The sequence below is a fragment of the Allobosea sp. RCC_152_1 genome, assembly GCF_041360765.1.
GTDB lineage: Bacteria > Pseudomonadota > Alphaproteobacteria > Rhizobiales > Beijerinckiaceae > Allobosea > Allobosea spartocytisi.
In genome coordinates this window covers 958,490-980,320 of record NZ_JBFUPU010000002.1, presented here as the reverse complement: position 1 = coordinate 980,320, position 21,831 = coordinate 958,490, and the positions used below count along the sequence as shown (strand labels likewise).

At 64.0% G+C, this 21,831-nt stretch carries 18 protein-coding genes and 1 pseudogene; 7 read left to right on the top strand and 12 right to left on the bottom strand.

Annotation, left to right across the window (positions count from 1 at the left end; all coding sequences use genetic code 11):
• Positions 1-57 precede the first annotated feature (57 nt).
• The 5 genes from hisD (at position 58) to AB6806_RS11110 (ending at position 5,793) form a co-directional block, all read left to right on the top strand.
• The gene (hisD, locus tag AB6806_RS11130; RefSeq protein WP_370954621.1) at positions 58-1,365 is read left to right on the top strand and encodes a histidinol dehydrogenase; all 1,308 of its coding nucleotides are present in this window, start codon (positions 58-60) and stop codon (positions 1,363-1,365) included.
• A gap of 160 nt (positions 1,366-1,525) precedes the next feature.
• Positions 1,526-2,527, top strand: a complete 1,002-nt coding sequence (locus AB6806_RS11125) for an ABC transporter substrate-binding protein (protein WP_051988178.1) — start codon at positions 1,526-1,528, stop codon at positions 2,525-2,527.
• Positions 2,528-2,723: 196 nt separating this feature from the next.
• On the top strand, positions 2,724-3,797 hold the full coding sequence (locus AB6806_RS11120) for an ABC transporter ATP-binding protein (protein ID WP_142022094.1): 1,074 nt from the start codon (positions 2,724-2,726) through the stop codon (positions 3,795-3,797).
• On the top strand, positions 3,794-4,963 hold the full coding sequence (locus tag AB6806_RS11115) for an ABC transporter permease (protein ID WP_142022093.1): 1,170 nt from the start codon (positions 3,794-3,796) through the stop codon (positions 4,961-4,963). The genes AB6806_RS11120 and AB6806_RS11115 overlap by 4 nt, the downstream gene beginning before the upstream one ends.
• The gene (locus AB6806_RS11110; protein WP_142022092.1) at positions 4,960-5,793 is read left to right on the top strand and encodes an ABC transporter permease; all 834 of its coding nucleotides are present in this window, start codon (positions 4,960-4,962) and stop codon (positions 5,791-5,793) included. Before AB6806_RS11115 ends, AB6806_RS11110 begins: the two co-directional genes overlap by 4 nt.
• A 145-nt stretch (positions 5,794-5,938) precedes the next feature.
• Here the strand turns inward: AB6806_RS11110 and AB6806_RS11105 are convergent.
• From AB6806_RS11105 to AB6806_RS11080, 6 genes and pseudogenes are all read right to left on the bottom strand, one after another.
• Positions 5,939-7,092: pseudogene (locus AB6806_RS11105) on the bottom strand (IS3 family transposase).
• Between the two features lie 228 nt (positions 7,093-7,320).
• On the bottom strand, positions 7,321-8,643 hold the full coding sequence (locus AB6806_RS11100; RefSeq protein ID WP_142022091.1) for an MFS transporter: 1,323 nt from the start codon (positions 8,641-8,643) through the stop codon (positions 7,321-7,323).
• A gap of 53 nt (positions 8,644-8,696) precedes the next feature.
• Positions 8,697-9,788 (bottom strand): Ldh family oxidoreductase, encoded by a 1,092-nt coding sequence (locus AB6806_RS11095; RefSeq protein WP_142022090.1) that lies wholly within the window; start codon positions 9,786-9,788, stop codon positions 8,697-8,699.
• A 53-nt stretch (positions 9,789-9,841) separates the two neighbouring features.
• Complete coding sequence (locus tag AB6806_RS11090; protein WP_133564872.1) at positions 9,842-10,573, bottom strand: SDR family oxidoreductase; 732 nt, start codon at positions 10,571-10,573, stop codon at positions 9,842-9,844.
• A gap of 1 nt (position 10,574) precedes the next feature.
• Positions 10,575-11,705 carry a mandelate racemase/muconate lactonizing enzyme family protein gene (locus AB6806_RS11085; protein ID WP_142022089.1) on the bottom strand — a complete coding sequence of 377 codons (1,131 nt, stop codon included), beginning with the start codon at positions 11,703-11,705 and terminating at the stop codon, positions 10,575-10,577.
• A 77-nt stretch (positions 11,706-11,782) separates the two neighbouring features.
• The gene (locus AB6806_RS11080) at positions 11,783-12,898 is read right to left on the bottom strand and encodes a mandelate racemase/muconate lactonizing enzyme family protein (RefSeq protein WP_142022088.1); all 1,116 of its coding nucleotides are present in this window, start codon (positions 12,896-12,898) and stop codon (positions 11,783-11,785) included.
• 484 nt (positions 12,899-13,382) lie between these two features.
• Here AB6806_RS11080 and AB6806_RS11075 point away from each other — a divergent pair, with 484 nt between their 5' ends.
• Positions 13,383-14,066, top strand: coding sequence for a GntR family transcriptional regulator (locus AB6806_RS11075; protein ID WP_142022183.1), 684 nt, complete (start codon positions 13,383-13,385; stop codon positions 14,064-14,066).
• Positions 14,067-14,578: 512 nt separating this feature from the next.
• Here the strand turns inward: AB6806_RS11075 and AB6806_RS11070 are convergent.
• From AB6806_RS11070 to speB, 6 genes are all read right to left on the bottom strand, one after another.
• A complete protein-coding gene (locus AB6806_RS11070; RefSeq protein ID WP_142022087.1) occupies positions 14,579-15,349 on the bottom strand; it encodes a creatininase in 771 nt (256 codons plus the stop codon).
• 27 nt (positions 15,350-15,376) lie between these two features.
• Complete coding sequence (locus tag AB6806_RS11065) at positions 15,377-16,453, bottom strand: ABC transporter ATP-binding protein (protein ID WP_142022086.1); 1,077 nt, start codon at positions 16,451-16,453, stop codon at positions 15,377-15,379.
• Positions 16,453-17,283: an ABC transporter permease gene (locus tag AB6806_RS11060; RefSeq protein ID WP_142022085.1), complete on the bottom strand. Its 831-nt coding sequence runs from the start codon at positions 17,281-17,283 to the stop codon at positions 16,453-16,455. Before AB6806_RS11060 ends, AB6806_RS11065 begins: the two co-directional genes overlap by 1 nt.
• Complete coding sequence (locus AB6806_RS11055) at positions 17,280-18,113, bottom strand: ABC transporter permease (protein ID WP_370954620.1); 834 nt, start codon at positions 18,111-18,113, stop codon at positions 17,280-17,282. The genes AB6806_RS11060 and AB6806_RS11055 overlap by 4 nt, the downstream gene beginning before the upstream one ends.
• A 118-nt stretch (positions 18,114-18,231) precedes the next feature.
• Positions 18,232-19,377: an ABC transporter substrate-binding protein gene (locus AB6806_RS11050; protein ID WP_142022083.1), complete on the bottom strand. Its 1,146-nt coding sequence runs from the start codon at positions 19,375-19,377 to the stop codon at positions 18,232-18,234.
• A gap of 35 nt (positions 19,378-19,412) precedes the next feature.
• Complete coding sequence (gene speB / locus AB6806_RS11045; protein ID WP_142022082.1) at positions 19,413-20,468, bottom strand: agmatinase; 1,056 nt, start codon at positions 20,466-20,468, stop codon at positions 19,413-19,415.
• A 250-nt stretch (positions 20,469-20,718) separates the two neighbouring features.
• On the opposite strand from speB, the gene AB6806_RS11040 reads away from it, so the two are divergent.
• Positions 20,719-21,573, top strand: a complete 855-nt coding sequence (locus AB6806_RS11040) for a LysR family transcriptional regulator (protein WP_133564849.1) — start codon at positions 20,719-20,721, stop codon at positions 21,571-21,573.
• Positions 21,574-21,831 lie beyond the last annotated feature (258 nt).

The following is a 21,831-nucleotide window of genomic DNA, read 5'->3' as shown; positions in this document are numbered from 1 at the left end:
CTGCTGCCATGCGGCGGGGAAGCTTGCCGCCCATTCCCGCCCACTGGAACACGCCGCATGTCCAACTCCGCCCCCGCCCTGGACGCCCGGATCACGCGCATCAAGGCCCCCCAGCGCAGCGCCTGGAGCGACAACACTCCCGTCGAGACCACGGTGAAGGCCGTTCTGGATCGTGTGCGGCGCGATGGCGACGACGCTCTGCGGCATTATTCACGCGAGTTCGACAAGCTCGATATCGAGGCTTTCGAGATCACGCCGGCGGAGCGCGCCGCTGCGCTCGACGGGCTCGAGAAGCAGACCCGTGCCGATACGGAATTCGCCATCGAGCGTGTGCGGGCCTTCGCCGAGGCGCAGCGCAAGACGCTGCTTCCCCTGGAGATCGAGGCGCTGCCGGGGCTGCATCTCGGCCATCGCATCATTCCGATCGCGCGCATCGGCGCCTATGTGCCGGGCGGACGCTATCCGCTGCTCTCGGCGCCGATCATGACGATCGTGCCGGCCAAGGTCGCCGGCTGCGACGAGGTCGTCGCCTGCCTGCCCCCGGGAGCGCATCCGGCGATGATCGCGGGCTGTCACCTTTCAGGCGCCGACCGGATCTTCCGCGTCGGCGGCGCGCAGGCGATCGCCGCCATGGCCTTCGGCACCGAAAGCATCCCCGCGGTCGACAAGATCGTCGGCCCGGGAAACGCCTATGTGAACGAGGCCAAGCGGCAGGTCTTCGGCCTGGTCGGCATCGATCAGCTCGCCGGGCCGAGCGAGATCTTCGTCGTCGCCGACGAGACCGGCGATGCGGTGACGATCGCGGTCGATCTGCTGGCACAGGCGGAGCATGACGTGCGCACCCGCGTCGGCCTGATCACCACGGATCGCGGCCTGGCGGAGAAGGTGCTCGTCGAGATCGAGCGCCAGCTCGGCAACCTCTCGACGGCGCCGGTCGCCGCCGCGGCCTGGCGCGACTATGGCGAGATCGCCGTTTGTGCCGACGAGGCGACGATGCTGGCCTATTCCGACCAGATCGCCGCCGAGCATCTGGAGGTGCATACGCGCGATGCGCATGCAACGGCCGCGAAGCTGCGCAATTACGGCTCGATCTTCATCGGCGTTGCCGCGAGCGTGGTCTATTCGGACAAATGCTGCGGCACGAACCACACGCTGCCGACCATGGCGGCCGGGCGCTATACCGGCGGCCTCTGGGTCGGCTCCTACCTCAAGACCTGCACGCATCAATGGCTGGACGAGCGTGGCGTCGCGGCCGTGGCCCCGCCGGCCATGCGCCAGAGCGCCAGCGAGGGGCTCGAAGGGCACCGCCGCGCGGCGGCGCTGCGTCTGGCGCCCGCGCAATTGTTGAGCGAGATCGGCGCCTGATCAGCAAGAAGATTTCCGTAGCGTGAGGCTGCGAAGCGAGGTCCAATACGGGCAAGGTAGCCGGCATTCCGCGAGGGGCGGAGCAGCCGGATCAGAACGGGAGAAGACCATGACATCGTTGAAGGCCCTATTCGCAGGCTCGACGCTCGCGGCTGGACTGATGCTCGCCGGCCTCGGCACGGCGGCTGCCCGCGACCTCACCGTCGTCTCCTGGGGCGGCAACTACCAGGACGCGCAGCGCAAGATCTACTTCAAGCCCTTCGCCGAGAAGACCGGCAAGCCGGTGCTCGACGAATCCTGGGATGGCGGCGTCGGCGTCGTCCAGGCGAAGGTGAAGGCGGGGACGCCGAACTGGGACGCCGTGCAGGTCGAGGCCGACGAGCTCGCCATCGGCTGCGCCGACGGCCTCTACGAAAAGCTCGACTGGAACAAGCTCGGCGGCAAGGACAAGTTCCTGCCGAGCGCCGTCAGCGATTGCGGCGTCGGGGCGATCGTCTGGTCGACGCTCTTGTCCTACGATTCCGAGAAGCTGAAGACCGCGCCGACCTCCTGGGCGGATTTCTGGGACACCAAGAAGTTCCCGGGCAAGAGGGCCCTGCGTCGCGGGCCGAAATATGCGCTCGAATTCGCGCTGATCGCCGATGGCGTCGCGCCGAAGGACGTCTACAAGGTGCTGCGCGACAAGGGCGGCGTCGACCGCGCCTTCAAGAAGCTCGACGAAATCAAGTCCGATATCGTCTGGTGGGAGTCGGGCGCGCAGCCGCTGCAACTGCTGAAATCCGGGCAGGTCGTGATGACCTCGGCCTATAACGGCCGCATCAGCGGCATCAACAAGACCGAGGGCACCAAGTTCAAGACCGTCTGGCCGGGCAGCATCTACGCGGTCGATAGCTGGGTGATCCTGAAGGGCAGCCCGAACAAGGACCAGGCGATGGATTTCATCGCTTTCGCCAGCCTGCCGGAAAACCAGTCCAAGCTGCCGCAGGACATCGCCTACGGCCTGCCCAACAAGGCCGCCGCGGCCGCCGTCCCGGCCGACCTCGCCGCGGACCTGCCGACCGCGCCGCAGAATCTCGAGAATGCGATCGCGATCGACGTCGACTACTGGAACGACAACATTGAAGACCTGACCAAGCGCTTCAACGCCTGGGTCGGCAAGTAGGTCGGCAAGCGGATCGGCGAGCGGGGCGGCCAGCAGCCGTCTCCGCTTCGCCGTGCTTCATGCAGAGAGCCCCCGGGCGCGCCACGTGCGTCCGAGGTCGCTCCAGCCGATCGCCCGGTGTGGCATCGTCCTTGCGAAGGGCTCCTCGCCGCGGCCAAGACGGCTTCGCCTCATCCGTCACGAGAAGATTGATCCTTTGCGAGATTCGAATCCGTTCATTCATTTCGAGGCCATCAGCAAGGTATTCGGCACGGTCACGGTGGTCGATTCGCTCGACTTCCATGTCGCGCAGGGCGAGTTCGTCAGCCTTCTCGGCCCTTCGGGCTCGGGCAAGACGACACTTCTGATGATGCTCGCCGGCTTCGAGACCCCCACCGGCGGGAGCATCCATGTCGATGGGCGGCGTGTCGAGCATCTGCCGCCGCACAAGCGCGAGATGGGCGTGGTCTTCCAGAACTATGCCCTGTTCCCGCATATGACGATCGCCGAGAATGTCGGCTTTCCGCTCAAGATGCGCGGCGTCGCCCGGGCCGAGCGCGAGGCAAGGGTGAAGCGCGCGCTCGAGCTGGTGCGCCTCGGCCATCTCGCCGACCGCAAGCCCTCGCAGCTCTCCGGCGGCCAGCAGCAGCGCATCGCTTTGTCCCGCGCCCTCGTCTACGAGCCCAAGGTCGTGCTGATGGATGAGCCGCTGAGCGCGCTCGACAAGCAATTGCGCGAGCATATGCAGCTCGAGATCCGCGCCTTGCATCGTGAACTCGGGCTGACGGTCATCTTCGTCACGCATGATCAGGGCGAGGCGCTGACCATGTCGGACCGTGTCGCCGTGCTCAACCGCGGCAAGATCGAGCAGTTCGATACGCCGTCGGGCCTCTATGACAGGCCGCGGACACGCTTCGTCGCCGAGTTCATCGGGGAGACGAACCTGCTCGCCGGGCGTGTCTCGCAGCGCCAGGGCGAGACCGCGACGATCCTGCTCGCATCCGGTGCGCGCGTGACCTGCGACAGCGCGGCGGCCTTCGAGACCGGCCACGACGTGATGATCTCGGTTCGTCCGGAAATGCTGCATCTCGTGCAGGATGCCGCCGCTGCCAACGCCTTGCCGGTGACGATCGAGGACCATGTCTATCATGGCGATCACATTCGCCTGCACCTCGCCTGCGGCGAGAGCCGGCTCGTCGCCCGGGCCGGGCGACGCGATGCGGCGCCGCCGATCGGCAGCAAGGCATTCGCCAGCTTCGCCCAGGGCGATTGCTCCCTGGTGGCGCCATGAGCGCGCGCCTCAAAGCCCTGCTGCTGATCCTGCCGCTGGTGATCTTCCTCGGCCTGTTCTTCCTCTGGCCGCTCTGGATGATGGTTTCGACTGCGGTGCAGGGCGGCACCGTGCGCCTGGCCTTCCCCCAGACGGCGATCGCGATCGCGAGCTGGGACGGCAGCGGCCCGCCGCCGGCCCCGCTGCAGGCGGCGCTCGTCCGGGATTTGCGGGCCGATACGCCGCAGGAGCGCTTCGGCGATGCCGTGCGGACGCTCAACAGTCAGCAGGCCGGCTTCCGCACGCTTCTCCCGCGCACGGCGCGTGCGGTGCGGGAGAGCGGCGAAACCGATGCGATCGATCTTCAGGCCGTCGATCCGCGCTGGAGCGATCAGGGCTATTGGCTGGCGCTGAAGCGCAGCATGCCGGCCTATACCGACGCCAACCTGCTGGCGGCGGTCGACCTCAAGCGCAATGACGAGGCGCGGATCGAGCCGGTCGAGCCCGATTTCGCCGTCAACCGCGCGATCATGCTGCGCACCTTCACCATCGCGACACAGGTCACGCTGCTTTGCGCCGCGATCGGGCTGCCCTTCGCGATGCTGGCGGCGAGCGTGACGGGCTGGAAGCGCAATGCGCTGCTCATCGCCGTGCTGCTGCCGCTATGGACGTCGTTGCTGGTGCGCACGGCGGCCTGGCTGATCCTGCTGCAGGATAACGGGCTCATCAACCAGATGCTGCGGGCGATCGGGCTGATCGATTCCCCGCTTGCGCTCATCTACAACCGCACCGGCGTGCTGATCGCGATGACGCATGTGCTGCTGCCGCTGATGGTGCTGCCGATCTATGCCAGCCTGATCGCGATCCCGCGCAATCTGATGCCGGCCGCCGCGGCGCTGGGCGCCGCGCCGCTGCAGGCCTTTCGCCACGTCCTGCTGCCGCTCGCCATGCCGGGCCTGCTCTCGGGCTCGTTGCTCGTCTTCATGGTGGCGCTCGGCTACTACATCACCCCGGCCCTGACCGGCGGAGCGGGTGATCAGATGATCAGCTCGGTCATCGCCTTCTACGCCACCGGAACGGCGAATTGGGGGATGGCGGGTGCGCTCGGCCTGTTCCTGCTGGTGCCGACGACCGTGCTCTACATCGTCTACAACCGGCTCTCGCGCACGCCGCTGGTGCCGGCATGAGCGTCGCCGCGGTTCGTCCGGGCGGCGCGGCCTTCAACGCGCTGCGGCTCGCCTTCGGGGCTCTGGCTGTCGCCTTCCTGCTGCTGCCGCTGGTCGCAATCCTCCCGCTGGCCTTCACCGACAGCGTCTTCCTCGTCTATCCGATCAGCGGCCCCTCGATGCGCTGGTTCGGGGCGCTGGCGGAAAGCCAGGCCTGGACCCGCGCGATCGTCAATTCGCTGATCATCGGTACGGGCGCGACCGTCGTCGCGACGGTGATCGGGACGTTGGCGGCGCTCGGCCTGAGGCGTGAGCTCGTGCCCTTTTCGGGGCTGCTGCGCTCGATCTTTCTGCTGCCGATGGTGGTGCCGGCGGTCGTGCTCGGCGTCGGCATGCAGATCCTCTATGCCCGCATGGGGCTGGCCTCGAGCTATCTCGGGGTGATCATCGCGCATGCCGTGCTGTGCGTGCCCTTCGTCCTCGTCAATGTCTCGGGCTCGCTCGCCAGCATGGACCCGGCGCTGGAGCGCGCGGCGGCCAGTCTCGGCGCCTCCCCGGTCGATGTTTTCCGGAATGTGACCCTGCCGCTGGCCATGCCGGGCATCCTCACCGGCGCGGTCTTCGCCTTCGCCACCTCGCTCGACGAGGTGGTGATCACGCTGTTCGTCGCCGGCCCCAACCAGACGACGCTCGCCCGACAGATGTTCTCCTCCCTGCGCGAGAACATCAGCCCGGCCATCGCCGCAGCCGCCTTCATCATCATGATCCTCACCTTCCTCCTCCTCCTCGCAGTGAAGGGAGCTGTGCTTGTCCAGGCACTGCGCCGGAAGCGGGGCATCGAGGGCAGCTAGGAGTGTGGCCTGCGGCGTGATCGTGCGGATGCAGGTTGCGAACCGGGTTCACGCTTTTCAGCGGCGAAGCCAGGTGCGGGATCATGGAGAGCCGAACTCCACAAGCTCCGTGAAGTGGCCTGCCGCCGGTTTCGTGGACATGTGGTTAGGCTAATCTCACCTTCTTTTCGAACTCGACCGGGCTGATGTAGCCGATGGTCGAGTGCCTACGAACAGCGTTGTAGAACCGTTCGATGTAATCGAACACGTCGGCACGAGCATCGTCGCGTGTCCGGTAAACCCTGCCTCTGATCCGCTCTGTGTTCAGCGATGAGACCCGAAGGGCCGCGCGAAGCAGCGAACAAGCTCTCCATCGCGGCATTGTCCCAGACATTGCCGGAGCGGCTCATCGAGCAGGTGACGCCGTTGTCGGCCATGAGCTTCTGGAACGGCTCGCTGGCGTACTGGCTGCCCTGATCCGAATGGTGCAGCAGGGCATCAGGCTTTCCCCGGCGCCAGATCGCCATCATCAGCGCATCGGTCACGAGCCCGGCGGTCATCTCGGCTTTCATCGACCAGCCCACCACCCGGCGGGAGAAGAGGTCGATGACGGCTGCAACGTAGAGCCAACCCTCCGCGGTCCATATGTAGGTGAAGTCCGCGATCCAGCGCTGGTTCGGACGCTCGGCATGGAACTCCCGGCCGAGCCTATTCGGCGCGATGGTCGATCGCTGGCCATCAACCCCGGGCAGGCTGCGCCGACGCGGCCTGGCACGCAAAGCCTGGGCACGCATCAGCCGCTCGATGCGATGCAGGCCGCAATCGACGCCTTCCGCCAGCACGTCCCGCCAGACACGCCTGGCACCATAGGTCCGATCCGAACCAGTTGCCGATCTCCTCGTCGTCGCGTGCACGCCGGCTCGGTGATCGGTTGAGCCAGGCATGGAAGCCCGAGCGCGACACATCCAGCGCTTCGCAAAGCCATGCCACCGGCCAGATCCCCCGGTGCTTCGCAATGAACGTGAACCTCATGTCACGTCCTTCGCGAAGTAGGCTGCGGCCTTTTTTTAGGATGTCGCGCTCCGCCTTGAGCTTGGCCACCTCTCGCCGCAGCTTCTCGATCTCAAGCTGCTCCGGCTTCATCTGACCATGGCCTGGAAAAGCCTGAGCAGGATCGGCAGAAAAGAGCTTCACCCATTTGCGAAGCTGGTTCTCATGGACATCCAAATCCCGAGACGCCTGCGCCACACTCACTCCGCGATCCTTGATCAGGCGCACCGCCTCGATCTTGAGCTCACGCCCAAACTGTCTTCGCCGCATACGCCACCTCCGGTTTCATGAAACACCCAATCTCGGTGCCCACGAAACCGGCTGCAGGCCACCTCGTTTCACCTGGCGTCCGCTGAGTGCGGCAATAAGTGGCGTAGCGCGGCGCCCTCCAAAGGGCCCCGGCGAATCTTGGCGAGTTTGGATGCGACGGCATCCGGCGAAGCATCGTCCTCCGCCCTGAACGCACGCCGCAGCCAACCGGTCCTTGCCAATATGCTGTTACTCCGACCCACGCTCGAAAGAGCGCGAACGCACCGCGATAATCGCAATCGCGCTGATCGCGCAGCAGAGCATCAGATAGGCGACGACCAAGATCGGCTTGCCGCCGGCTTGCGCGACCAGCGCCGAGGCGATGAAGGGCGTGGGCCCGGCAATGAGCAAGCTGTTCAACTCGCGCGTCATCGCGATGCCGGAGAAGCGGTAGCGCGTCGGGAACAGGTTCGCGAGGAACGCGCCCTGGGCGCTGGCGAGCCCGGCGAAGCCGATGCCATATCCGATGCTGAGCGCGATCGAGGCGAGCACGACATTCTTCGTATCGAGCAGTGCGAACATCGGGAATGCGTAGAGGAAAACAAAAATCGCGCCAAAGAGATAGACTCGCGCATGGCCGACACGATCGGCAAGCGCCCCCATCGGCGGTGTCAGGACGATGCCTGTGAGCGTCGCAATCATCACCGCGGTCAGCGAATCCGTGCGGCTCATATGGAGCGTATTGGTCATGTAGCTGAGGCTGAAGGCGCTCAGGATATAGGCGTTGGCATTGTGGCCGGTGACCGACAGGAAGCCGAAGAGCAGCTCCTTCGGGCTTTTGGTGATCAACTCACCAAGCGGGACGCGCGCCTCGTGGCGCTTCTCGGCGGCCCTTTCCATCGCCGCGACATATTCCGGGGTCTCGTCGAGGTTCTTCCGGATATAGAGCGCGACGAAGAACAGCAGCGCCGAGATTAGGAAGGGTACGCGCCAGGCCCAGCCGAACAGCGTCTCCTCCGGCAGATAGGACACCAGCAGGAACATCAGCGTCGCGAGCATAATGCCGACCACCGTCGCGGCCTGGAGATAGGCGGTATAGTAGCCCTTGCGCTCCGGCGGCACATATTCCGCGACCAAGGTCACCGCTCCGGCATATTCCGCACCGGCCCCGAAGCCCTGGAGCAAGCGCAGGATGACGAGGAGGACCGGAGCCCAGAGACCGGCCTGCGCATAGGTCGGCAACAATCCCATGGCCACGGTCGACGCGCCCATCAGCGCGATCGTGAAGATGAGAGCGGGCTTGCGTCCAAACCGGTCTCCCATATGCGAGATCAGCACGCCACCAAGCGGCCGGCTGAAGAAGCCGACGGCGAAGGTCGCGAAAGCCGCCAACACGCCTGCGGATTCCGAGAACTGGGGAAAGAACAGCTTGTTGATGATCAAGCCGGCAGCGGCTCCGTAAAGCGCATAGTCGAACCATTCGATGATGGTCCCGATCGTCGCTGCCGCGACCGCGCGTCGGATATTGGTTTGCTCGGCCGGGGCACGGCCTGCCGCGATTGATATCGTCATTTGGGGTTCCCTCAATATTGTTGTTGAGATTGGCTAAGCTGCTTCGAATGACTTCAGGTGACGGTTTCCGGCATTACGAACCCGAACCGCCTCGCGCTCTCGGCAAGTCCCGCGACAATTCCTGCCGAGAGCAGGACGCCATCGCTTCGCTGCCAATCCCGCCGTGCGAGCGCCCGAGAGCCGGGCAAATCCACATGATCGAAGCCGGGTCGCGGCGCCGATGCGCGGCAAAGGCCGACGAGCGCTTCGACCTGTCGATCAAAGTCATCAGCTCCGCCGAAGGCGGACGGATCGATTACGAGGATGAACACCGCCGCGCTCCAACCGTCGCCACCCTCGGCCCGCCCGCGCCCGCAGAGACAGCCGGTCAGGAGCTCGACGATGAGCCCGATCGAGAAGCCTTTGTGCCCGGCCTCCAGGCCGCCGAGCGGCAGGATCGAGCCCGGCGGATCAGCAGCGATGACATTCGGATCGACGGTCGACCGTCCCTGAGCATCCATTAGAAAGGGATGCGGCAGCGGCTCGCCGCGCTGGCGAAACGCTGCGACGCCGCCATTGGTCATCAGCGCCGTCGACATGTCGATCAGGATCGGCCCCCCGGGCGCCTGCGCGCCGAAAGCGATCGGATTGGAGGTCAGCGCCGGCGTCACCCCGCCGAAGGGCGCGACGCTGCTGTGGCCGGGATCGGTCAGCGTGAGCAGCATCATGCAGCCGGCATCGACGGCTGGTTGGAGATAGGCGCCGAGGCAGGCGGTGTGGTGGCTGCGCTGAATGGCTACCGCGCCGAGGCCGAAACGCTTCGCCCGTTCGATAGCCGCAGCGGTGGCGCGGCGCGCCAGCCAGGGACCGGGCAACTTGCGCCCGTCCCAGGTCAGGCATGCCCCGAAATCGTTGAGAACTTTCGGGTCGCCCGCGACCATCAAGCCGCCTGTTTCGATCTCGCGCAGATAAAGCGGCAGCAAGGCAAGGCCATGCGTCGACTTGCCGAACAAATCGCCCTCGACCAGCACCTCCGCCACGTCGGCGGCCTTGTCGGCCGGCATACCGGCGCGTTCCAGCAGGCCGCGTGCGAGGGCGACGAGGTCGTCGGCGCGGTAGCGGCTGCCCGTCGTGCTCGCGGGCTTCTGCGATGAGGCCTCACTCATGCGTTGTCCTCCTGTTCCCGCCCGCTTGTTCTTCTGTTTCGGGCGTGTGCCGGTCAGATGGTCCAGCCACCGTCGATGATGTGAGCCTGCCCGGTGGTGTAGGTGGCGCCGGCGAGATAGACGACGAGATCGGCGATCTCCTGCGGCGTGCCGATGCGGCCGATCGGTTGGCGGGCAACGAAGGCAGCGCGCGCCGCCTCGTAGTCGCCTTGCGTGCTCAAGCGCTGCTGCAAGGACGGGCTTTCGACCGTGCCGGGGCAGATCGCGTTGCAGCGGATGCCTTGCGCGACATAGTCGGCTGCGATCGACTTGGTCAGGCCGATCACAGCCGCCTTGGTCACGCCATAGGCGAAGCGGTTCGGCACGCCCTTCACACTGGAGGCGACCGAGGCCATGTTGACGATGCAACCGGCCTTGCGTTCGAGCATGCCGGGCAGCGCGGCCTTGATCGTGCGCGTCATAGCCTTGACGTTGAGGTCGTAGGCGAAATCGAGATCGGCCTCGCTCGCCTCCAGCACCGTGCCATTCTGGACGATGCCGGCGCAGTTGAAGAGCACGTCGACCCGGCCGATCTCGGCGAAGCAGGCGGCGACGGCCGCTGCATCGAGCACGTCGAGCCTGCGGCGCTGCAATTGTGGCCCGGCCTCGATCCCGGCCAGCGCCGCCTCGTTGATATCCGTCGCCCAGACGATGGCGCCCTCGCGGCCGAAGGCTTCGGCGGTCGCCCGACCGATGCCCTGCCCCGCGGCGGTTATGACGACGACCTGTCCGTTGAGCGCACCCATCTCAGGCTCCCGCCTTCAGGCCCGGTGCCGTGCCATGGCTCTTGCGGTGGACGATGGTCTTGTCGAGCGCCTCCCAGTCCCAGTCGATGCCGAGGCCCGGCTTGTCGGAGGGGATCGCCTTGCCGTTCTCGATCCGGATTGGCGAGGAGGTCACGAGGTCGAGCTGCGGGATGTATTCGAGCCAGCGGCTGTTCGGCACGGCGCAGCACAGGCCGAGATGGATCTCCATCAGGAAGTGCGGGCAGACCGGCACATTGAAGGCCTCGGCCATATGCGCGACCTTGAGCCAGGGCGTGATGCCGCCGATACGGCCGACATCGACCTGCACGATCGAGCAGGCGCCGGCTTCGAGATAGTCCTTGAACTGCGAGAGCGAATACATCGATTCGCCGACCGCGATCGGCACCGTCGTTGACTGCGAGAGCCGGCGATGCGCGCCGACATCATCAGCATGGATCGGCTCCTCGAACCAGGCGACGTCCAACTTCTCATAGTGCCGCGCACGGCGGATGGCCTCGTCAAGCGAGAGGCCCTGATTGGCATCGGTCATCACCTCCCAATCCCAGCCGACCTTGTCGCGCACGGCGGAAAGGCGCTTCACGTCTTCGGCGACATGCGGGCGGCCGACCTTGACCTTGGTCCCGCCGAAGCCGCGCTCCTTGGCCTTGAGCGCCTCCTCGACCAGCTCGGACTGCTCCATATGGAGCCAGCCGCCCTCGGTATAGTAGAGGTCGATCGCGTTCTTGGCACCGCCGGCGATGCGGTGCAGCGGCAGTCCGGCCTTGCGCGCGCGTAAATCCCAGAGCGCCGTGTCGATCGCGGCCAACGCGATCGAGGTGATGGCGCCGACTGTCGTGGCATGCACGCGGAAGAACAGGCTGCGCCAGATCCCCTCGATCTCGTCGGCGTCGCGGCCGATCAGGACCGGTGCGAGATGGTCATCGATCAGCTTACTGACCGACGAGCCGCCTGTACCAATGGTGTAGCTGTAGCCCGTGCCGGTCACCCCATCCGCATCGGTTATGCGGACCATCGGCGTCTCCTGCAGCTCGAAGCTCTGCACGGCGTCGGTGCGCTTGACCTTCGGCTTCAGGTCAGCCTGCAACACTTCGATGGATACGATCTTGGCCACTATCGGCTCCCTTTTCTAATTGTCGCTCGGCATTGCGTTGCCGCTCTTGTTGCGGCGGGCCTGCTATCGGCCGCCGGTCACAAGCTCTTGCCGTAACGCTCCATGCTGGCGGGCAGTGGCGTCGTGCCTGCTCCCGGCTGCTGGGGCAGCGCGTAAATGCCGCTCTCGACTCTGATAGGTTCCTGAAAGTGATCTTTGATCCACGGGATGTACTCGAGGATCGTCGCGGCCGGATGCCAGTAAGAGAGATGGACATGGACCTGGCTCATCTCGCCGGCATGAGGCACCACCGGCAGACGATGCGCATGAGCGAGATCCGCGACCTGGATGTATTCAGTGATGCCGGCGAGCCGGGTCACATCGGGCTGGACAAAGGTCAGGGCGCCGGCTGTCAGGAATGCCCTGAAGGCGTCCAGCGTGTAGAGCTGCTCGCCGAGCGCGACGGGGATCGAGGTGGAGCGGGCAAGCGCCGCATGACCCGCAACATCGTCATACCAAAGCGGCTCCTCGAACCAAAAAATGTCGAGCGGCTCAGCCTGCGCGCAGAAGCGCAGGCAGGTTGGCAGATCCCATTTGCCGTTTCCGTCGACCGCCACGCGGATGCCGGGTCCGATCGCCTTGCGCACGGCCGAGAGACGCTCAATGTCGACAGAGAGGTCGTCATGTCCGACCTTGATCTTGATGCGCGTGAAACCGTCGACCTCGACAGCCTTCCTCGCGCCCGAGATCAGGGCTTCCTTCGAGAAGGACAGCCAGCCGATATCCGTGTTGTAGGCCTCTAGTTTCTTGATGTTCTGGCCACCGAGGAATTTCCACAGCGGCAGGCCTGCTTTCTTTGCCGCAAGGTCCCACAAGGCGACATCGATGGCGGCCAGTGCCAGATGGGTGATCCCGGCCCGCCCGACCCATTGAAGCGCCGGATAGCGTGCGAGCTTCGTCCAGAGTCGCGAGCGGTCATTCGCATCCTCGCCGATCAGCAGCGGTGCATAGGAGGTCGCTATGCAGGAGGTGATCAGCCGGTCGGATTCGAGATGCGCATGCGTGCCCGTGAAGCCATAGCCTTCCAGGCCGTCGTCGGTGCGGATGCGGGCGCCGACCACGCCCCAATGGGTGATGTTGTGGGTCGAATCGGAGATCGAGCTTTCCGTCAGAGGTAAGTGCAGGATGAATGGTTCTACGGCGACGATCTTCATCGGCTGGGGGCCTTCCGGTTCCTGAAAAATGGGGAGGGGGCGCAGCATCTCACGCGTCAGCGCAGGGGCTGTGCGAGGCAGCTGCGAGACTGCTCGTGGCGCGGCACGCGAAGAGTTCGGCGAGCGGCGCGCCCTCAACGATCGCGCCCGCATCCATGAAGACGCCGCCATCGGCGATTTGCCGAGCGAAGCCCTTTTCGTGGGCGACGCAGATTATCGTCATGCCGTCGCCGGGGAGCGGTCGAGGGCCGAGTGTCGCTCGCCGCTGCCAACACGACGATCGACACCGTCTTGTATCTGGAGCGCATCACACGTCTCGGCCGTTGCCCGAAGGCTTGCGAGTGCAACTCGGTCTGCAAGCTCGCTTGTCATTGTCGTCCTCCCTCACGAGGCGTGACGTTACTCAGCACGACGGAAATGTAAAATAAAAAATTTTCTATTTTTTAGATTGCACTCCCAGAGAGATTGCGCGATGATGGCGCGCATGAGCTCAGTCGTTCGCGCCACCTTGTCCGATCAGGCCTATGAGGAACTGCGAGCGCGCATCCTCTCGGGGGTACTACCGGGCGGGAGGCGACTTCTCCCCGAGGAGCTGGCGCTTAACCTTGCGATCAGCCAAACCCCCATCAAGGAAGCGCTGCTGCGGCTGGAGGCCGATGGTCTTGTCGTCTCGCCGATGCGCAAAGGGGCGGTCGTGCGCCAATTCACGCGCGCCGACGTCGAGGAGCTCTACGAAGCGCGCATGTTGATCGAGTTGAACGCTGTCGGCCAGATCTTCGAAAAGGGACCGATTGCGCCCGAGCTGATCACCGATCTGTCACGCTGCCTCGACGCCCACGAATTCTATGCGCGGCGCGGTACGCTTGACGACATCACTACCGCCCTCGTCCACGATCGCAAGTTCCACAGCGCGCTGATGACGGCGGCCGGCAACCAAATGATCTGCGAATGGCACCAGCGCATTCTCGGACAGACCCATACCGTGTTCGTCTATCTTGCCGGCAATTACAGCCGCTCGGCCGACGAACACCGCGACATTCTCGATGCGCTGAAGGCCGGTTCGTCCGACCAGACGCGAGAAGCTTTACGCCGACATCTCCTGCACAGCCACGACAACGCCTTGGACAATGTCCGGCGCTCAGGACTGGCCGAAATAAAGGGGCCTTGAACAGGCCGCGTGCACTCTGTTGCACATCCGGGAGAAGCGAGGAGGTCTCCGGGCTTTGCTGGCACTCTCTCGCGCTTTGCCGTGGCCGCCGTCAGCGCCCTTGAGACCATTTCGGGTTTTCGAAAGAGCGTTTCTCGGGATCATCGCAGCCACTCAGGAGCGCAGATGAGACAACCCCGAAGGACCGCGTCATCGATCCAGGCCGCGAAGGCATCATCATGAGACCGAAGAATTAGGAGAAGTTCAGCTTCGGAAACTGGTTGAAGGGAGCAGCGCCTTAGCAACAAGCTCCCTACCGCCCTCGTCAACAAGCTGCCTCGCATCAGCTGGAGCTCCCTGCGCAATGACTGGTTGCTCGATACGCGCGGGAGCGTCCGCTACGGGTTTCGTCATCAGCCGGCAGCGTCGCGCCAAATGCCGACATTGGGCGGTTGCCCGAAAGCAGCCCTTGCGCATTGTAGCGGCATATCCTCACCCAGCCTCTTCCCGCACGAGACGATGCATGGCGCCCCTCATGGCCTGTTGAATGCCTGTTTCAACGCCTGCGTCAGGCTGGAGACATATGCATCGAGGAATTGCTTACCCTTGTCCGCGGTCGCCGCTATCGCGGTGTTAAGCACGCCATCGGAAGGAACGGCTTCGGTATCGTAGGGCCAGAGCTCATAGCCGGGTACGCGGGAGGGGGCATGTTCGACGAGGCGGTCCATATGGACGAGGTCCGGGCGCAGATGCAGCATCATCGACGTTTCCATGATGCCGGCGTGTTCGAGATCCCAGTCGATCTGCGTCGTGCCGAAGATGGCGCTCGCGGTTTCTGCCGGCAGGAACTGCCAGTACCCGACATTGAGGATACGAAGCCCTTCCGCCAGACGCGCATTCTCGCGATAGGCGAGATCGCAACCTTCGCTGACATGCCAGAGATTCTCGGTATGGCCGACGATGAATGCGATCTTGCGAACGCCATGCCTGACGAACTCGCGCGTCAGATCTTTGACTTGCGCAATCAGGCTCGCCGCATCGAGGCTCGTCGTCCCCGGGAAATGCTGTCCGCCGCCGGAGCGAGGCATCGACTTGTAGCCATAGGCAATTGGCGGGGCGACGAGATGGCCTCCGCTCGCGGCAACGCCTTCGCAGACCGCCGCCGGCAGGATGACATCGACCGAGAGCGGTAGATGCGGGCCGTGCTGCTCGGTCGCTCCGACGGGGATCAGCAGGATCGGATCCTGCGCAATCGCGTCGCGATACTCGAACCAGGTCATCTCGGTCATGCGAAAGCTAGTCACGTCGTTCCCTCATGCGCTGGCGGGCTGTCATTGTTCGAGGAGATAGGCGTTTGCCGGTTGCCAACCGGCAAACAGCGCCTCGCCATGGCTCGGCGCGAGCTGCTCGAACTGATGCAGCGGCAACTGGGCCCGCAGACTGCGATCATCGCCTGCGTCGAGATGGACGACCACCACCGAACCGACGAACTGCTCGCCGACCACGCGCACCGGCACGACGTTCGGCAGTTCCGGGCGCTGGCGCGACAGCGCCAGGAAATCGGCGCCGATCACCAGCTCGACCTTGCGCCCCGGTGTCAGGTCGCTGCTGCGAGGAAGCTGCAGGATACCGAAGCCGGACTCGATCATCGCGCCGCCGCCATCGCTGCGAACCTTGCCGGAAATGATGTTGTTGGTGCCGATGAACTCCGCCACGAAACGGTTCGCCGGTTTGCGGAAGATCTCTCGCGGCGCGCCGACCTGCTGGATCGTGCCGCCGTTCATGATCACCACCCGGTCGGCCATCGCAAAGGCTTCCGACTGGCTGTGGGTGACATAACAGAAGGTGATGCCGAGCTGCTTCTGCAACTGGATCAACTCGGCTTGCATCTTCACCACCAGATGGGCGTCGAGCGCGCTCAGGGGCTCGTCCAACAGCAGCAACTCGGGCTCGAGCACGAGCGAGCGAGCGAGGGCGACCCGCTGGCGCTGCCCGCCCGATAATTGCGTGACGGGGCGCGTCGCGAAGGCTCCGAGACCGAGGCGTTCGAGCCAGCTATCGGCCTTTGCGCGCCGGGTTGCGGCGTCGACGCCCCGCATCTTGAGGCCGAACTCGACGTTCTGGCGGACGTTGAGAAAGGGGAAAAGAGCCAAGCTCTGCCAGACCAGCGGGGTCTGTCGCTGCCAGGGATCGACATGGTTCAACACCTTGTCGCGCAGCCGGATCTCCCCTGCGGTCGGAACTTCGAGCCCGGCGATCATGCGCAGCGTCGTCGTCTTACCGCAGCCGCTGGGGCCCATGATGGCGATGAACTCGCCGGATTCGACGACCAGATCGATCGACTTGACCGCGACGAAGCCGCCATAGTCCTTTTCAACCTTGTCGAGAACGAGCAGGGGCGAGTTCATCAGGTATCGCTTTTGTTCGGGGAAAGGGGGGAGCCCTCTGGACGGTCTCCGGCCCGACGCCAGGAGAATAAGGCCAGCGCCACCAGCGCCAGAACGATGGTGACGAAGAAGACGATGCTGCCGATGGCGTTGACCCGAGGGCTGACCTCACGCTGCAGCAAGACCAGGATGCGCACCGGCAGCGTCTCGTTGAATCCGGAAACGAACCAAGCCATCGCGAATTCATCGAAGGAGACGGCCATCGTCAGGAAGAAGGCCGCCAGGATGGACGGCAGCGCGAAGGGCAAGATGACATGCCGTAGCGCCTGTGTCTGGCCGGCCCCGAGATTCCAGGCGGCGGCTTCGAGGTCGGGATCCATCTGCGACAGGCGCAGGCGTATCAGCGCCATGGCGAAGGGCGCGCAATAGATCACGTGGGCGATGATGACTGAGTGCAGGCCGCCCGCGAGCGAGAGCTGGCTTTGGTAGACGAGCATGGCTAGGCCGAGGATCATCACCGGCACGTTGGGCGGCAGCATCGCCAGCGCGACATAGACCGCCTTGCCGGTGAAATTGTAGCGATAGTCGGTATAGGCGGCGCTGAAGCCGAGAACTGTCGCGATCGCCGCCGAACACACGGCCACGATCAGGCTGTTGCCAAGTCCCGACCGGATGGACGGCTCCGTCAGCACCGCCGCGTACCAATCCGTGCTGAACCCCTGCCAGGGCAGGCTTGGAAAGCGTCCCGCATTGAAGGAGAACACGAAGCTGGAGAGGATCGGCGCCAGGATGAAGGCGATCATCAGCCCGACATAGCCGAGCAGCGCCCAGCCGATGAGGCGGTTGGTCATCGTCCCACTCCCTGCTTTCCATAGGCGAGCTTGAGCGCGCCCAGCCCGGCCGCCAGCAGCGTCACGACCATGACCATGGCGACGACCGAGGCGCGCGGCCAATCCGACCCCGAACGCACCGTATCAACCATGAAGTTGCTGAGCACGGGCGGCTTGCTGCCGCCGAGGAGCGTCGGGCTGACGAAATCCCCGAAGGACAGGACGAAGGCAAAGGTGGCGGCCAGGACGAGCCCGACCTTGGCTGAGGGGATGACGACCGCGAACACCGTGCGCAGGCGGCCGCACCCCAGATTATGCGCGGCCTCGATCAGGCGTCGATCGACATTGGACAGGCTGATGAGCTGGATCAGCAGCACCAGCGGGAAACACAACGTCACATAGCCGATCATCGTGCCGAAGAGGTTATTGTACATGCGAAAGGGGCCGAGCCCGACGCTGCCGAGCGCGAGATTGATCAGGCCCTGATCGGTGAGAAGGATCTTCCAGGAATAGATGCGCACCAGATAGCTGGTGAAATACGGCGTGATCAGCAGGAAGACGACGACGCGCCGCAAGCCCGCCGAGGCTCGATAGGCGAGGTAGAACGCTCCCGGAAAGCTCACAAGACTCGTGATGAGCGCGGCCAGGAGGCCGTAGAGCAGCGTCCTTAGATAGATGTCCCAGAAATAGCCGGTCGAGAGCACCTTGCTCCAGTTTGCGAAGGTGAAATCGGGGGACAGCGTGAAGTTTCGGACGCTCCAGAACGTCATCATGACGAGGAAGCCGAGTGGCACAACGAACAGGAGCACCTGGCAGATCAGCATCGGAGCGCCCAGAGCGATCCCGAACATGCTTATTCCGCCGCTGGCGCGGCCGTTGCGGGGCGCGTCGCCTGGCATTGTCTTGAATTCCCGTATGCAAGGACAGAGATCCCGGCGGCAGGGCAACTGCCGCCGGGCGGGCTGATGATCAGGCGTTCTTGAACCGGGTCCAGACGTCCGTCCACTCCTCGATGGACTGCTGCACCGGCAGGCCACGGATCTGGATCTTGCCCTCGGTGATTTCGGTCATCACGTTGCGCGTATCGAGGCGATGTTCCAGCAGATCGGCCATCTTGGGGTCGGTCTTGTTGAGCAGCTCCCAGGCGGCCTTGTTCGGCATCGACGCGACATAGGACGATTTCGTCGCCGTCTGCACCTGCCCCTCGGGGGAGGCACGGTACTGCAGGAACTTGACCGCGAGATCCTTTTTCCGCGACGAGGAGACGATCGACAGCGACTCCGTCCATTGCACCGCGCCTTCATCGGGAATGGAGGCGGTGATCGGCACGCCGTTCTTCTGCAGGAGGATCGCCGCCCAGGCGCCGACGCCCGGCATGACCCAGGCCTCGCCATTGGTCAGCGAAGAGAAGACGGACGACCACGGGCCGATCCCTGACATCTGCGGCGACAGCGACAGCAGGCTCTGGCTGAGCTTCTGGAACTGCGCCTTGTCCAAATTGGAGGGCGGCTTGTTGCCGTCATACATGCTCAGGCACGACATGTTCGGAAGGTACCAATCGTACATGCCGACCTTCTTGGCGACCTTCTTGTCCCAGAGAATCTTGTAGGACTTGGCCTCCTCGGCGGAGAGCTTGGTGTTGTTGTACACCAGACCGAGATAGCCGAAGCTGTTCATCAGCGAGTAGAGCTTGCCGTCCTTCCAGTGCGTCGGGAATTTCTGGAACTGCGGCCAGAAGTCATTCAGCGGATATTGCACCGGATCGAGCGCATCGATCTTTCCGGCCTGCGCCAGCATGGTGACGTATTCGGCATCGGTCAGGACCACGTCGAAGGTTCCGGGCGGAGAGGATTGCAGCAACGCCAGCATCTCCTCGCCGCCGGTATATTCCTTGGCCTGGACCTTGACGTTGTATTTCTTCTCGAATGCGCCGACGACCTCCGGACCGGCGTGGCCGGGCCAGCTCAGCAGGTTTAGGACCTGATCATCAGCAGCCATGACCGGCCCGAGGGACGCGGCAGCCGAAGCACCGAAGCCGAGAGCGGCGCCGGTCCGGATGAAGGAGCGGCGCGAAATCTGATGATTGAAGAAGCCACGCCCTTCGAATTTGTTCATTGTCTTGATCCCCTCTTACAAGCAACCGATTGTTGTTATCGCGGCTTTTCGCCGTTCTTGAGCGCGACCAGGCAGAGCAGTTCGAACAGCATCTGGGCGGCGACCTGGGCGGTATTGCTGGTCGCGTCATATTGGGGGGCGACCTCGACGACGTCGGCGCCTATGATGTCGAGTCCGGCAAAGCCGCGCAGAAGCTGCAAGGCCTCCCGCGGCAGCAATCCGCCGACCTCGGGCGTCCCCGTGCCCGGCGCAAATGCAGGGTCGAGACTGTCGACGTCGAAGGTGATGTAGGTCGGACCGGTGCCGACGATCTCCCGAGCCCTTGCGATCACCGCCGGAATGCCCTGCTCGACGAGCTCTTCGGTGTGGATGACGGTCATGCCCGAAGCGTAGGAGAACTCCCAGAGATATTCGGCTCCGCCGCGGATGCCGATCTGGACCGTCCGCCGAGGATCCAGGACGCCGGCCAGGACGGCCTCGCGGAACGGGCCGCCATGATGGAATTTCGAGCCCTCGTAAGGGCCGGCGGTGTCGCAATGCGCATCGATCTGGATCATCCCGACCGGCCGCTCCGCGCCCAGCGCCTTGAGGATGGAACCGGTCATCGAATGGTCTCCGCCGACCGAAAGCGGGATTGCCCGTGTTTTCGACACCATTCGATAGCAGGCTTGGATATCGGCATGGCACTCGGCCAAGTCGAAGCGACTGCGCATCGGCACGTCGCCGACATCAGCGACGGCGAGCGAACCCATGGGGGCCAGCCCCAGGATATGCTCGTAAGGACCGACGCGGTCGATAGCCCTAACCGCGCGTGGTCCGAAGCGGGCGCCATTGCGGTTCGTCACACCGAGGTCCATCGGCACCCCGATCAGCGCCACGTCCAGAGTTTCGAGAACTTCCGGCTTCAGGCCATTGGCGATGAAGGGCGCAGCCAGAAGCGTCGCGGGATCGGCGAAGGGCCATTTGCGGCCGTCCGAATCGCGAAAGATTTGCCGCGCGACGTCCCGGAAATGCGGATCGAACATGTCTCCGCCACCGGCACTGCCATAGCGCGTCCGCAAGTCTTCCAAATCGAGAACATCAATGGGCATGATCGTCGCTTGTCGTCAGGGTTCTGTTGCGCTGGAACGGAGTTCGCAAGAGCAACGAACTATCTTCCCGGACGGTGGCATTGCGGCTCTGACCCGCATAGCCTCAAAAGGCTGGTGGCGATATAACGAAAACTGAACGCGGCAGCGCCGGCTCCAAAAAACGATACGACCGGGCATGAGCATGTAATTGCCAGAAAACCAAGGGATTTCGAGCTTGCGAGCCGAGGTTCGATATAATGATATGTGAACGATGAATCTTGACCCCTATCTCCTGCGTGCCTTTTTAACCGCTGCCGAAATAGGCACGGTCAACGGTGCGGCGAACGCTCTGAACCGCACTCAAGCCGCCGTGAGCATGCAGATTCGCAAGCTGGAGGATATCCTCGGGAAAGGTTTGTTCGAGCGATCTTCCCGTGGTTTGACCCTCACCGCGGACGGCCAGCTTTTCGCCAGCTATGCGCGTGAGATGGTCGCCCTCAATGAGGAGGTGCGGCGACGGTTTCAGGGCAACGAGATCGAAGGACGGGTGAGGCTCGGCGTCGTCGAGGATTTCGCGGCGACACGGCTGATCCAGATCCTCAAGGCGTTCCGCGACCAGAACCCGCGGATCGACATCGACATCATCGTCGAACCCAACCGCCGCCTCGCTACCCTGTTCGAGACCGACAAACTCGATGTGACGATCTGCGATGTTTCTCAGATCGCTCGGAAGCCGATCCTGGTCTGGAACGAGGAGCTGCATTGGATCGCCCGTTCGGATCTCGTTTTGCCCGCCGATGCGCCGCTGCCGGTTATCATGTTCGAGGAATCTTGCCCGTGGCGCGCGCCGACGATGGCCGCTCTGGCCGGCCTCAAACGACGATGGAGCGTCGTCTGCGAAGCATCGACGCTGGTTGCGATGATCACCGCCGTGCGTGTCGGAATCGGCATCGGACCAATGATCGCTGCGACGGTCCCCAATGACTGCCGAGTCCTGGATAGCTCGGGCTCGTTTCCTCGGTCTCCCTTTATCGATGTCGGTCTATACGCTCATTCTGCAGCTTCCAGCGAAGCTTCCTATCTCGCTGACTTCATCGCGCGAAATAGTCGCCTGAGAAAATTTTGATGTTTTCGACCGGTCGCGGCTATGCACGTTCCTTTGCGCCACGAGCGGACATTGCGATGTTTCCGGAAACTAGACCTTCAAAGACATAGATCCTGGACCGACGTTGCGGCCTACGGTCGTGCTCGGGCGGTTGGCCGCGATTTGGACGCATCGCTGGCCGACCCACAGTGTCGCTGCGCCCATGGAAGACGCAGTCCCTTCCGCTAGAAAATGCTCTGGCTTGGGCGGTGCTGGTTGGATTGCACCGCCCACAGACAT